This is a genomic window from Rhodococcus sp. APC 3903, from assembly GCF_030407755.1.
GTDB classification, from domain to species: domain Bacteria; phylum Actinomycetota; class Actinomycetes; order Mycobacteriales; family Mycobacteriaceae; genus Rhodococcus_F; species Rhodococcus_F erythropolis.
Window position 1 is genome coordinate 114,332 of sequence record NZ_JASDCV010000017.1, and the last position, 12,873, is coordinate 127,204.

The 12,873-nt window shown below is 64.0% G+C and carries 11 protein-coding genes; 7 read left to right on the top strand and 4 right to left on the bottom strand.

Annotated features, from left to right (window positions below):
- The first annotated feature begins 105 nt into the window (after window positions 1-105).
- The gene (locus QMA15_RS23190) at window positions 106-405 is read left to right on the top strand and encodes a LuxR C-terminal-related transcriptional regulator (RefSeq protein ID WP_003941253.1); all 300 of its coding nucleotides are present in this window, start codon (window positions 106-108) and stop codon (window positions 403-405) included.
- A gap of 2 nt (window positions 406-407) precedes the next feature.
- Here the strand turns inward: QMA15_RS23190 and QMA15_RS23195 are convergent, their stop codons facing one another.
- The 3 genes from QMA15_RS23195 to QMA15_RS23205 form a co-directional block, all read right to left on the bottom strand.
- Window positions 408-1,985 carry a glycosyltransferase 87 family protein gene (locus QMA15_RS23195; protein ID WP_019746056.1) on the bottom strand — a complete coding sequence of 526 codons (1,578 nt, stop codon included), beginning with the start codon at window positions 1,983-1,985 and terminating at the stop codon, window positions 408-410.
- A 39-nt stretch (window positions 1,986-2,024) separates the two neighbouring features.
- Complete coding sequence (locus tag QMA15_RS23200) at window positions 2,025-4,172, bottom strand: transglycosylase domain-containing protein (RefSeq protein ID WP_290286779.1); 2,148 nt, start codon at window positions 4,170-4,172, stop codon at window positions 2,025-2,027.
- 577 nt (window positions 4,173-4,749) lie between these two features.
- The gene (locus QMA15_RS23205) at window positions 4,750-5,169 is read right to left on the bottom strand and encodes a DUF5318 family protein (protein ID WP_042448217.1); all 420 of its coding nucleotides are present in this window, start codon (window positions 5,167-5,169) and stop codon (window positions 4,750-4,752) included.
- A gap of 128 nt (window positions 5,170-5,297) precedes the next feature.
- On the opposite strand from QMA15_RS23205, the gene QMA15_RS23210 reads away from it, so the two are divergent.
- The 6 genes from QMA15_RS23210 to QMA15_RS23235 all read left to right on the top strand — a co-directional run bounded on the left by QMA15_RS23210 (window position 5,298) and on the right by QMA15_RS23235 (window position 10,726).
- Window positions 5,298-6,137 (top strand): DUF1707 domain-containing protein, encoded by an 840-nt coding sequence (locus tag QMA15_RS23210; protein WP_290286739.1) that lies wholly within the window; start codon window positions 5,298-5,300, stop codon window positions 6,135-6,137.
- Window positions 6,138-6,146: 9 nt separating this feature from the next.
- A complete protein-coding gene (locus tag QMA15_RS23215) occupies window positions 6,147-6,968 on the top strand; it encodes a DUF1707 domain-containing protein (RefSeq protein WP_290286741.1) in 822 nt (273 codons plus the stop codon).
- A gap of 8 nt (window positions 6,969-6,976) precedes the next feature.
- A complete protein-coding gene (locus tag QMA15_RS23220; protein WP_205907123.1) occupies window positions 6,977-7,747 on the top strand; it encodes a DUF1707 domain-containing protein in 771 nt (256 codons plus the stop codon).
- A 116-nt stretch (window positions 7,748-7,863) separates the two neighbouring features.
- Window positions 7,864-8,427 carry a PadR family transcriptional regulator gene (locus QMA15_RS23225; protein ID WP_003946014.1) on the top strand — a complete coding sequence of 188 codons (564 nt, stop codon included), beginning with the start codon at window positions 7,864-7,866 and terminating at the stop codon, window positions 8,425-8,427.
- Window positions 8,420-9,523, top strand: coding sequence for an inositol-3-phosphate synthase (locus QMA15_RS23230; RefSeq protein WP_003945979.1), 1,104 nt, complete (start codon window positions 8,420-8,422; stop codon window positions 9,521-9,523). Before QMA15_RS23225 ends, QMA15_RS23230 begins: the two co-directional genes overlap by 8 nt.
- Window positions 9,524-9,667: 144 nt before the next feature.
- Window positions 9,668-10,726, top strand: coding sequence for a 2-oxoglutarate and iron-dependent oxygenase domain-containing protein (locus tag QMA15_RS23235; RefSeq protein ID WP_290286745.1), 1,059 nt, complete (start codon window positions 9,668-9,670; stop codon window positions 10,724-10,726).
- A gap of 8 nt (window positions 10,727-10,734) precedes the next feature.
- Here the strand turns inward: QMA15_RS23235 and QMA15_RS23240 are convergent, their stop codons facing one another.
- Entirely contained in the window at window positions 10,735-12,852 is a 2,118-nt protein-coding gene (locus QMA15_RS23240) for an FAD-dependent oxidoreductase (protein WP_060939391.1), read from the bottom strand.
- Window positions 12,853-12,873: the final 21 nt, after the last annotated feature.

The following is a 12,873-nucleotide window of genomic DNA, read 5'->3' on the forward strand; positions in this document are numbered from 1 at the left end:
AGACACCTCGATCGAAATACTCGTCTCAGTCGCACCTTGAGCCAGCAGCCCTTCTGCAAATAAGGCAGTCGACGCCCATCCCCTCCGTCGAAAGGCGCTACTCGCATGTCTTCAATCGGCATTTCTCCGAAGATCGAGGCAAACGTGTCCCGAGTCGGCAACCCCAAGCACGGCAAGCACAAGCCGAAGCTGAGCGTCCGCGAGATCGAAGTACTTCTTGCCTGGCTACGTTCGGATTCCAAGTCCGAGGTCGCCGAGACACTCGGCCTACGCGTCTGCACCGTCAACACACACATCACTCGGATCCGCACGAAGTACAGCGACGTCGGGCGGCCGGCTCCCACGAAGGCAGCGTTGTTTGCCCGCGCGGTCCAGGACGGGTACACCACCCTCGACGAGTGGTGACCTCAGACCGCGACGGGTTCCGGTTCCTTCGCCTTGGACGGCTTCAACCAACCGGGTAGCCAGGCAGGTTGTTTGTCCGGTGCTTGATCGAGAACACCGCCCGCCGGATCGTCGATGAACCCGTACCGCACGAGATCCTCCGACGGCCGGTAGATCTGCCGGAGCACCAGCGCGCACAGAACGAGTACCGCGATGTCCCGGATCACGACCGTTCCGGTGAACCACTGCTCGGGCAGCCCCTTGTTGGACACCCCGAGGTAATACATCATTCGTGGAACCCAGACCAGGGCGTCGATGGTCATCCACGCGAGCAGGAGTCTGCGGTGCGGCAAGGCCAACACGGCCAGCGGCACCAGCCACAGAGAATACTGCGGGCTCCACACCTTGTTCGTAAGCAGGAAGCCCGCCACCAACAGGAAGCACAACTGTGCAACGCGCGGACGACGCTGCGCCGTCAGGGCGACGTATCCGACACCGATGCAGACGGCCACGAACAAAAGCAGAGAGACGGCGTTGAGATTCGACGGTGACTCACCCTGTGCGAGAGGACCGTCGAGGCCCTTCCACGACGTGAACGACGCGATCACGTTGTAGAGGGAATCGGGATCGGCCCCGCGCTCGGAGTTGAGCCGGAAGAACTCGTACCAACCGTGGGGGTACAGGGCGGCGATGGGCAGGTTCACCGCAAGCCATGCCGCGACGGCGCTGAGTGCGGTCACCAGCCAGTCCCTCGTCTTGCCCGCGCGCAGACACAGGACAAAAAGCGGTCCGAGTAGGAGCAGCGGGTAGAGCTTCGCGGCGCCGCCCAGGCCGAGCAGGATTCCCGCGAGCACGGGCCGCTTGCGTGCCCACGCCAACAACCCGCCAGCCGCGAACGCCGTCGCCAGAGGATCGAAGTTCGTGAACACGTGCACGATCACCAACGGGGAACACGCGATGAGCGCACCGTCCCACACTCGTCGTCCGGCCAGCAGGGTGCTCGCCCACACGGTGACCAGCCACGCCAACGCCAATCCGAACGCCACGACGTTGAAATAGAGCGCCACCTGAATCGCGCCCGGCAGCCAGGTGATCGAATCCCACGCCTTCGCGACTTTCATTGCGCCGTACTGATAGAGCCCCGAGATGACCGGATACTCCATGTACCGCATCTGGATCGAACCGTCGCCGCGTACTTCTTCCCACGACGTCTTGTACGGGAATGCTCCCTGATCGAGGCGTTCGGCCCCGTACAGCGGAACGGTGTCGGAGTAACACATCGCCACGTACTGACGGCTGCCACTCCAGTCGAGGCCGACCTGCCCGCTCTCGCCGACCGGCGCCTGCTGAATACAGCCGGCCTTCGCGAACCAGCCGAAAGCCAAGAACACCACGGCGAGCAGAAGGATCACTCGCATCGGGGTGAAGAAGCGAGTGCGTCCGATCAGTGCGTGACGACCTACCGGACCGCCGATGGTTCCCGACAGCGCAGACACCATCGCGTCGTTGCGACTGGGAACGTCCCGCCAATCCGCCGAACGAAGATCTTCGGCCAGCGGAGCGGGGGAGGTCGGTTCGGCATCATCAGCATTCGCGGCCACTCCGCGAGGTTACCGTCTTTCGAACCGACCACCCTCCAACTACTGGCCGGGGCTCACACCTGCCGGTTCTTCCTCGGTGGTCTCGCCTGCCCCTGGTACCTGCGGCGTGGTTGTCGTCGGCCGGGAGATGCCCGGAATCGGGATGGTGATGCCCGGCAGAACCTCGACCTGCGTCGTCGTCACCACGGGCGGCGGAGTGGTTTCCGTCGTCGTCGGTGCGGTGGTCGGCGGCGCCGACGTCTTGGGCGGTGCAGGTGCCGTGTACTCCGGAACACCACCGGCTTGGCCGTTGATCTTGCCCGGCGTCGGGAACTTCTCGTTGTCGGTGCCGTCGAGGGCGCCGTCCATCGTGTCCTTCCAGATGTCCGAAGGCAGACCCGAGCCGTAGATCATCGCGCCGCCCGAGTTGGTGATCGCTTCACCGTCGGGAGTTCCGACCCAGACCGCGGTCGAGAGTGACGGCGTGTAGCCGACCATCCATGCGTCCTTGTTGGCTCCGGTGTCACCGAGCTGCGCAGTACCTGTCTTCGACGCCGACAGACGTCCGCCGGCCAGGTTGTGACCGCGCGAGTACGCCGCGATCGGCTGCATCGCAGCCGTCACGTTGTCGGCGACGGCAGCGTCGATGCGGTCCTCACCGGCGGGTGCGCCGCGGTCCAGCAGCACGGTGCCGTCGGCGGCAACGACCTTCTGGACGAAGTGCGGTGCGTGATACGTGCCGGATGCGGCGAGCGTCGCGTACGACGACGCCATGTCGAGCACGCGGGCCTGGTACTGGCCGAGCACGATGCCGTTGTTGGGACCGGAACCGTCAGCCTCGGTGAGCGACGGGCCGACGCCCGGGATGTCCTTCGGGATGCCTGCTTGGTGTGCGATGTCCGCGATTGCCTGCGGGCCGTTGCCGTCGAGGCTGAGCATCTGGCGGTAGAAGCTGGTGTTCAGCGAACGCTTGAGCGCCTCTGCGATGGTGCAGGTGCCGCAGCTTTCACCTTCGACGTTGCCGATGGAGATGCCGTTGACGGTCAGCGGCGAGCTGTCGTACATCTGCGAGAGCGGGATCCCCTGATCCAGGGCGGCTGCGAGACCGAACACCTTGAACGAGGAACCGGTCTGAAGTCCGGCATTCGCGAAGTCGTATCCCGCGCCGTCCTCACCGCCGTAGTACGCCTTGACGGCTCCGGTCTTCGGGTCGACCGATACAACGGCGGTGCGCAGGTTCTCCGGCTCACCCTCCATGTTGGAACGGGCTGCCTCGACCGCTGCGGCCTGAGCCTGCGGGTCGATGGTCGTGGTGATCTGCAAGCCCTCGGTGTTGAGCAACTGCTCGCTGATTCCAGCGTCGCCGATCTCCTTGAGCACCTGACGCTTGATCAGGCCCTCGGGTCCGGTCGAGCCTTGGCTGCTGTTGTCGACCTGGGCGAGCGGGATGTAGACGGGGTACTGCATCGGCGTGCGCGCGGCCTGATCCAGCGTGCCGGCGGACACCATGCCGTCGAGCACGTAATCCCAACGGGACTTCGCGCCGGTCGGGTTGGTCTCGGGATCGAGGAGCGACGGAAGCTGAATCGACGATGCCAGGACGGCGCCTTCTTCGATGGTCAGCTGGTCGACGGGCTTACCGAAGTAAGCCTTGGATGCTGCGCCGATGCCGTATGCGCCGCGACCGAAGTAAATGGTGTTCAGATACGCGGCGAGGATGTCGTCCTTGGACCACTCGTTGGCCATCTTCGAGGAGATGACGAGCTCTTTCATCTTTCGCGTCAGCGAACGCTCCGAGCCGACGAGCGCCTTCTTCACGTACTGCTGCGTGATGGTCGAGCCACCACCGGCACTGTCGCGACCGAGGACGTTGTCTCGGGCTGCGCGTGCGAAACCGGAGATCGAGAAGCCCGGGTTCGAGTAGAAATCGCGGTCCTCTGCGGCCAGAACGGCGTTCCGAACGTGAAGCGGTACCTGATCGAGCGAAACCTCGACGCGGTTGCCGTCCGGCGGGACGACAGTACTGATCACCGTGGTGCCGTCGGCGGCGAAGACCGTCGCCACCTGATTGGTCTTGAGGTCACCTGGCTTGGGGACGTCCTGCACGATGTACGCCGCCATGAAGGCAAGGACGGGCAGAACAAGACCGAGCGCCACCAAGACGTAGGCCGAGCGGCGAACTGTGCGCCACTTGGACTTCTTCTTCACGGTGCTCTTTCTTCCCTTCGGGGGTTGTCCGTCGTTGCCACCGCCACCGGAGCCACCTGTCGGCGGCTTCGTCGGCGGAGGTCCGACCGGCGGGCGGGTGCCCGCGTTGGTACGGGTGGTCGCTGCTGCTGCCGCGACGCGCTGGGTCGGTTCGTTTGCCTGAGCGCCTGCGGCGCGATCCCGAGGCGGCGGGCCGGCAGGTCGGCCTTGCGGCGGACGACCCTGAGGAGGGGGACCGGCGGGGCGGCCCTGAGGAGGCGGGCCCGAAGGTCGGGCTTGCGGCGGACGACCCTGCGGCGGGGGTCCCATCGGACGGCCTTGCTGCGGACGACCCTGAGGGGGCGGACCCATCGGAGGGCGTCCCTGCGGAGGCGGACCCTGCGGTGGTGGACCCATCGGACGTCCCTGCGGCGGACGACCCTGAGGAGGTCCGGCGGGACGGTTGGGACCGACGGGACGGCCACCCGGGTTGTTGCCTCCCGGGTTGTTGTTGCTGGGGGAACTCACGAATCAAATCTCCAGTGGTCACGGACCGATCACGTGCAGACTTCGATCGGGCCCTTCTTCGGGTGTGGCGTTACTCGCTGGCGGTGCGCCGGCTTGGTGGGCGTGCTCGCCGCGGTCGCGGCGGCGCAGGTACTGCGCCGAGCACATAGGACTGCACCAAGTGGTTCCAACTGCAGGTACGGCACACCTCTACAACGTGCACCGTGAACTCCTCTGCTGTTTCCGCAAGCCGAGCGAGCTCGTCCGAGGTTCGGGCCGATCCCGAAACCTGACCGAGCTTGTCGCCGAACACCCAGGACACGAGCGTCAACTGTTCCTTGCGGCAAATGGGGCAGACGACGTCGCTGCCCCGGCCGTGGAACTTCGCGGCTCTGAGTAGGTACGGATCGGCGTCACACACCTGCTTGACGTCGGTCCGACCCGCAGACACTTCGGCCAGCACAGACCGACGCGCGAGCGCGTAGTCCACAACTTGCCGCTGTATCCGCACCTGACCAGCGTACGTGCGTCCGTGCCGCGACGGACGGTTCGGGAGGGTCACGATGAACACATTTCGGGGGCTGGGGGCATGGCGACCAGCCATTACGATCACTTCCTGTGAAGTCTTCTCGTTCTCCGATGACGCGTGCTCGTGATCTTGATCGCGTCGAAACGTGCAATGTGTTGGACGCCGCGTACGCCGAAGGGCAGTTGAGCGCGGAGGACTACTTCGACCGGACCGAGAAGGCGAAGTCCGCGAAGACCCTGCTCGCACTCGCACGCCTGGTCAACGATCTGCAGGTGCCGAAGATCGAGACCAAAACGGTGCCTCGGACGTCGACGGCACGAAAGGCCGTGTTCGTCGGTGCTGCTGCTCTGATCGTCGTCGGCGCGATCGCAGCAGTGGCGTGGAGTCGGTCACCGTTGACGCCCTCGGAAGACATCACAGCCAGTTATGCCAGCACTACTTCCCTCGCTCCGCCGTTGCCGACCACCACCCCGGTGCCGGAGCCGACCGTCGAACCGATCCTGATCGCACACATCGACACGTTGACGCCGGAAGGAATCGGCGCATTCATCGAGAGGTATCGAGAAGAGTTCCGTGACATGTTCGTAGACGACGCCAGCTTCCACGGCGACTACTCATCAGTGAGCCGGGCGGTCCCCGATGCTCCCGCTCTCACCGAGTCCATCAGTTTTCGCGACGGCTTCGAGAGGGAAGTGACGTCCATTCCGCGGCGAACGGGCCAGCCGACCTTCGACCTCGGTTCCATCCAGATCGACAAGCTCGCGCCGTACATGGTGAACATCGGCGACTATGTCAATGTTTCGGACGCCGCGATCACCCACTTGATCGTGGACGCGAACTACGGCGTCCCGGAGATCGCGATCTATGCAGAGAACGGACTCGGCCACCAAGGACGCATCGAGGTCACGCCGTGGGGCGAGATCTCTCGTTCCTACCCGTACGGGAGCTAGGGTGAGCCGGTGAGTGGGTCCCCGACTACTACCTCTACGCGCACCCGTGCGCGCGACGTCGACCGTTCCGATACCTGCGCCGTTCTCGATACGGCTCTGTCCGACGGCCAGATCACGGTCGACGAGCACGCGAACCGGACGGCTGCGGCCATGACCGCGACCACGCTCGGACAGCTCGATCTGCTGGTCCGCGATCTGCAGAAAGCAACGCTGCGCAACGCCGTCGCCAAAGTTCGCCGTATCGACAAGATCTGGTACCTCGCAGCCGCATCGACTATCTTCGCCGGCCTGATCGGGTACCTCACCTTGTCCGCCGACCCTTCACCCCCACCGCCTCCACCGGCGGCAGCCGAAAACGTCGAACCGCTTGCCCCCATTGTGAGTTCGACGTTGAACACGGTCACCGCAAGCGGGATCGGGGAATTCATCACCAGATACAGCGCCAAGTACGGCACGACGATAATCGATTCCGCCAACTTCTACGACGGCTATGCAAGCGTCACTCGCGCCGCCGCTGTCTCGCCGAACCTGGAGGAAGACATCGACTTTCGAGGCGGTTTCACACCACGCGACAGCACGTCGACTCGAGCAGCCAGCACCGTCACCTTCGACCTCGCCGCCGTCGACATCGACAAACTCGCCGGATATCTGGCAGGAGTGTCCGCAAATCTCAACGTCCCCGACGCCGAGATCACACACATCAGCATGAGTTCGTCGAGCGACGATCCACGCGTCTCCATCTACGTGAGCAACAACCTCGGCGCGAGCGGGTGGATGGACCTGACGCCTGACGGACGCCCGATCCGCTTGTCTCCCTTCACTCCTCGATAGGCCCGGACATGCCGAACGATCTGACCAGGACCACCCGCGCTCGCAATGCCGATCGCGAGGCTACCTGCGCAGTGCTGGACTCCGCCTTCGCCGACGGGCAACTCACGGCGACCGAGCACGACGAATTGACCGAACTCGCCGCGGTGGCTGTCACTCTCGGCGATCTCGAAGATTTGACGTCCGATCTGCAGACCGAAGCGTCTCTGCCTGTTCTCCGGAAAGAACCTTCGCTCGACACGCGTTTGATCGCCCTTGTGATCATCGCTCTGTCACTGGTGTCGGCAATCGGCTTCGGAATCAAATATGTGGCGTCGGACGTCACGATCTTCTCCAGCCCCGAGCCACAGTTGCACACCGTCGACGGCCTGGGGGCGATGTTCCGTGCCATCGAAACGCAGTACGGCAGCGGACTGGTCGACGAGATGACCATCTATCCCACTTATGCACGCGTAACGCGCGCCGATCCTGCTGCGCAGCGCAAGAGCCTCGACAGTTACTACCGAGGCGACCTCGAGGACACGACTTCGGGAGGATCGCGCGAACCCGACGTGACACAGATCGACGTCACACAGCTCGATCCTCGCATCGTGATCGCCCTGCTCGACGGCGCCGGAACCACAACGTCGGTGCAAAATCCGACCACTCGGTACGTCTCTGTCGGAAGCACCGAAACCGTGCCGACCATCGAGATCCACGTCGGCAACGACCTCGACGAAAGCGGGTACCTGACCGCTGGCCTCGACGGGGAAATCATGTCGATCTACCCGTTCACCCCCTGATCTAGCCGTGACACCTTGGTACACGTATCGGGCCGCAGTGTGGTTTTATATATCGGCGCGATATAGTTGGTTATCGCATCAAGCGGTTAGGTTCAACGACTCGGGAGGTTTGTCAGTTGCTCGAACTCGCAATCCTCGGGCTGCTCCTCGAGTCACCGATGCACGGATACGAGCTGCGTAAGCGGCTCACTGGTCTGCTCGGCGCATTCCGCGCGTTCTCGTACGGATCGCTGTACCCGGCACTGCGGCGCATGCAAGCCGACGGATTGATCTCGGAAGACGTCGACACTGCCACCGGCACGCTCAAGCGTCGGGCGCGTCGCGTCTACCAGCTCACTCCGGAAGGTCGGCAACGGTTCACCGAACTGGTCGCCGACACCGGGCCGCAGAACTACACCGACGACGGTTTCGGCGTTCACCTCGCCTTCTTCAGCCGCACCCCCGCAGAAGCGCGGATGCGGATCCTCGAAGGCAGGCGACGCCAGGTCGAGGAGCGCCGTGAGGGGCTCCGCGAGGCCGTCGGTCGGGCCAGCGGATCGCTGGACCGCTATACCCGTCAGCTCCATCAGCTCGGACTCGAATCGAGTGAACGCGAAGTGCGTTGGCTCAACGAATTGATCGCAGCCGAGCAATCGACAACAGGAACATCCCGGAAAGAAGGAGAACCCGACCATGGGTGAGAACAGCACCGCGGTGCGCGTAGCCATTGTGGGCGTGGGTAACTGCGCCTCGTCCCTGGTTCAGGGCGTCCACTACTACAAGGATGCCGACGAGACCCAGACGGTCCCCGGCCTCATGCACGTCAAGTTCGGTAAGTACCACGTCCGCGACGTGCAGTTCGTCGCTGCGTTCGACGTCGACGCCAAGAAGGTCGGCTTCGACCTCTCCGAGGCGATCCTCGCGAGCGAGAACAACACCATCAAGATCGCCGACGTCCCGCCCCTGGACGTTCCCGTTCAGCGTGGCCCGACCCTCGACGGCATCGGCAAGTACTACGCCGAGACCATCGAGCTGTCCGACGCCGAGCCCGTCGACGTCGTCAAGGCACTCAAGGACGCTCAGGTCGACGTCCTCGTTTCCTACCTGCCTGTCGGTTCCGACGACGCTGACAAGTTCTACGCACAGTGCGCGATCGACGCAGGCGTTGCGTTCGTCAACGCTCTGCCCGTCTTCATCGCTTCCGACCCGGAGTGGGCTGCCAAGTTCAAGGACGCCGGCGTCCCGATCGTCGGTGACGACATCAAGAGCCAGGTCGGCGCCACCATCACCCACCGCGTGATGGCGAAGCTGTTCGAAGACCGCGGCGTCGTGCTGGACCGCACGTACCAGCTCAACGTCGGTGGAAACATGGACTTCAAGAACATGCTCGAGCGTGATCGCCTGGAGTCCAAGAAGGTTTCCAAGACTCAGGCCGTGACGTCCAACCTGACCGGCGCACTTGCCGGCAAGGTTCACGACCGCAACGTCCACATCGGCCCCTCGGACTACGTGGAGTGGCTCGACGACCGCAAGTGGGCATACGTCCGCCTCGAAGGCCGCGCCTTCGGTGACGCTCCCCTGAACCTGGAGTACAAGCTCGAGGTCTGGGATTCGCCCAACTCTGCCGGCATCATCATCGACGCCGTGCGCGCAGCCAAGATCGCCAAGGACCGCGGCATCGGTGGACCGGTTTACCCGGCTTCCGCTTACCTGATGAAGTCCCCGCCGGTCCAGATGGCCGACGACAAGGCTCGCATCGAGCTCGAAGCGTTCATCATCGGAGCCGACGAGGCCTGATTTAGGTTCACGCTGATTCGGGGTCTTGCGCCAACGGCGCAAGGCCCCGATTCTGTTATCCGCAGGGTGTTTCCGCATCCGCGCGGGTAATCACGCCTGCGGCTGCCGAATCGCCGCGCGGGTCCGGGTGCCGATCAGCGTGGAATGATGGACATCAGAACCATCACACGGATCGAGGACCCCATGTCGATTACGTCGCTGCCAGTGCTCGATCTGTCGCTGGCGCAGAACCCCGACACCGCCGGGCAGTTCCGCACTCAGCTCCGCGAGGCCACCCACGAGGTCGGATTCTTCTACCTGGTCGGCCACGGAATTCCCGACGAACTGCAGCGACGCCTCCTCGCCGTCGCCCGCGAGTTCTTCGCGCTACCGACTGCCGAGAAGCTCGCGATCGAGAACGTCCGCAGCCCGCACTTCCGTGGGTACACCAGGCTCGGCGGCGAACTGACCGAAGGCAAGCAGGACTGGCGCGAGCAGATCGACATCGGCGCCGAACAGCCCGCAGCCGAGCGCACCGACACCTCACCGGCCTGGGAGATCCTGCAGGGCCCCAACCAGTGGCCCGACGCCCTTCCCGAACTCCGCGACGTCATCACCGAGTGGAACGACACACTCACCTCGATCGCATTGAGCCTCTTACGCGAATGGGCGGTAGCCCTGGGCCAGGATGCGAACATCTTCGACGACGCGTTCGCTCACGATCCGTCGATCCTCATCAAGGTGGTGCGTTACCCGGGCCGCCCGAAAGGTGCCGGCTCCCAGGGCGTCGGCGGGCACAAGGACGCGGGTGTACTGACACTGCTCTATGTCGAACCGGGCAAGGGCGGTCTGCAGGTCGAGCACGACGGCGACTGGATCGACGCCCCGCCGATCGACGGGGCGCTGGTGGTCAACATCGGCGAACTGCTCGAGGTCGCTACCGGCGGCTACTTGAAAGCGACTGTGCACCGGGTAGTTTCACCCGAAGGTGACGGTGAACGTATCTCGGTGCCGTTCTTCTTCAACCCGAACTACGCAGCGCAGATCCCGGAGTTCGACCTACCGCCCGAGCTGGCGGCGCGCGCCACCGGCGTCACCGCGGACGCGAACAACCCGATCCACGATTCCTACGGGGCGAACGCCCTCAAGAGTCGACTACGCGCGCACCCCGATGTCGCGGCCCGATGGTGGCCGGACATCGTTGCGGCACAAAGCGCTATCTAGGGGATGGGTCAAAGATCCATCGCAACTTTCCACGCCGTGTGCATCGCACCTTCGATGTAGTCGACGTTCACCGCGTCACCGACCACGTGCACGTCGGAGACGACGCCGATCAGAGCGTCGGCCAGCGGCGCTTGCGCTGACACCCCCGAGGCGACGACAACCATGTCGGCTGGAGCGGTCAGTGTCTTTTCACCGGAACGGAATTCGACGTGCTCCTTGGTGATTCGCTGCACCGTTGAATTGCGGTGAATGTCCACACCGACATGCTTGGCGTGGCGCACAGCCGTCCAGCGGCGCGGCATCGCCATCGGAATACCCAACTGCTGGCCTTCTTCGATCAGCGTCACATTACGACCTCGCTCGGCCAGGAACTCCGCAAGCTCAAGTCCGACAAGCGAACCACCGATCACGACAACGTCCTTACCCATGGGCAGGAACTTGCGGGTCACAGCTCGGATCGCCGCGGGGCTCTTGGTGATACCGGACAGCTTGCCCAACTTGGCCATCGTCCGCAGGAACGGCGGTACCTGTGAGACGTCTCCCGCTCCGGTCATCAACGCGCGCAACGAATCACCGGTGTGCACGTGCGGCAAGTCGCCGCCCGGAACACTAGGCCGCTCACGAACTGCACCGGTGGCCACGACTACGGCGTCGGGGTTCAGTGCCCGGATCGAAGCAACCGAGGCTTCGGTCTTCAGTCGAACATCGACACCGAGACGCTCGATCTCCACTTTCAACCAGCTGAGCAGACGTCCGTTGTCCGGGGTAGTGAGGCTCGAGAACCACAGGGTGCCGCCGAGGCGATCGGATTTGTCCAACACCGTGACTCGGTGCCCACGTTCAGCGGCCACGCGAGCCGTTTCGAGACCACCGGGGCCCGCTCCGACCACAACAACGTGTTTCGGGGTGCTGGTCCGAACGAAGGGGAGCAGCGCTTCGTTGCCCAGGGCAGGGTTCACCGCGCACAGCGGGGTCTCGTCCCAGAAGTTCTCCTGCACGCAGACGTAGCAATTGATGCACGGCCGAACCCGCTCGGGTACACCGTCTTTGAGTTTGTTCACCAGCTGTGGATCGGCCAGGAGCTGGCGGCCCATCGCGGCGAAGTCCGTGCGACCTTCCGCGATCATCTTCTCGCCGACCTCGGGGAGCATACGTCCGACCGTGATCACGGGGATCGATATCGCCTGCTTGATTCGCGTTGCATTGTCCGTGTAGTAGCCGACCTTGTCGGGCAGGGGGCCGTCGGTGAAGTTGGCAAAAGCATTCAGCGCGGTACCGGTGACGTGAATGGCGTCAGCGCCGGCCTCTTCGAACATCTTGGCGGCCGCAGCAGCCTCGTCGACGGTCAGCCCGTCGGTTTCGCCGTACTCTTGACCGGCCAGACGCACGATGACGGCAAGCGCACCACCGACCTCCTCCTTGACCGCCCGAATAACCTCACAAGCCAGGCGAGCACGGTTCTCCATGGAACCTCCGTACTCATCGCTGCGCTGATTCGTGTAGCGACTCAGGAACGCTCCGAGGACGTAGTTGTGGGCACAGTGAATCTCGACGGCGTCGCCGCCCGCCGCCTTCACTCGTCCGGCAGCCTCGGCGAACATGCGGACGAGCCAATCAAGATCTTCCTTGGTGGCCTCGTGGTAGGTCGCCCTCTTGCCCTCGTTGATGGCAGCCATCTTGCCCAGTTCTTCGGGCGTGCAATCGGCCATCGCACTCATGTCACCCGGCGGCTTCGGTGTGGACGGGACCAGCTGCGGTCGGCCGTCGAGGGTATCGATGCGCGCCACCTTGCCGTGGTGTGTCATCTGCACACAGAGCTTGCTGCCTGCGTCGTGCACCGCGTCGGCCAGCGCTTTGAGTCCGGGGATGAACCGGTCTTCGGAGAGCCCCGGTTCCTTGCGGCTGGTGCAGCCCAGCGGGTACGCAACAGCGCAGCAACCGGTGATGATCAGACCCGTTCCACCGGCCGCACGAGCCACGAAGTGGTCGATGTCGCCCTTTTCGATTTCCCCGTCTTCACACAGGTTCATGTCCATCGCAGGGAGAACCACACGATTGGGCACGGTCATCGGGCCGATGGTGCCTGGTGCGAGCAGGTGCGGAAAGGTCTGGCTTCGGATCGTCACGAGCAGACGCTAGAACTGGAC

Bases quoted from the DNA above. Each gene is read 5' to 3' on its own strand.
- QMA15_RS23210 (WP_290286739.1), top strand. From the start codon at position 5,298: ATGACGCGTGCTCGTGATCTTGATCGCGTCGAAACGTGCAATGTGTTG.
- QMA15_RS23220 (WP_205907123.1), top strand. From the start codon at position 6,977: ATGCCGAACGATCTGACCAGGACCACCCGCGCTCGCAATGCCGATCGC.
- QMA15_RS23235 (WP_290286745.1), top strand. From the start codon at position 9,668: ATGATGGACATCAGAACCATCACACGGATCGAGGACCCCATGTCGATT.
- QMA15_RS23190 (WP_003941253.1), top strand. From the start codon at position 106: ATGTCTTCAATCGGCATTTCTCCGAAGATCGAGGCAAACGTGTCCCGA.
- QMA15_RS23230 (WP_003945979.1), top strand. From the start codon at position 8,420: ATGGGTGAGAACAGCACCGCGGTGCGCGTAGCCATTGTGGGCGTGGGT.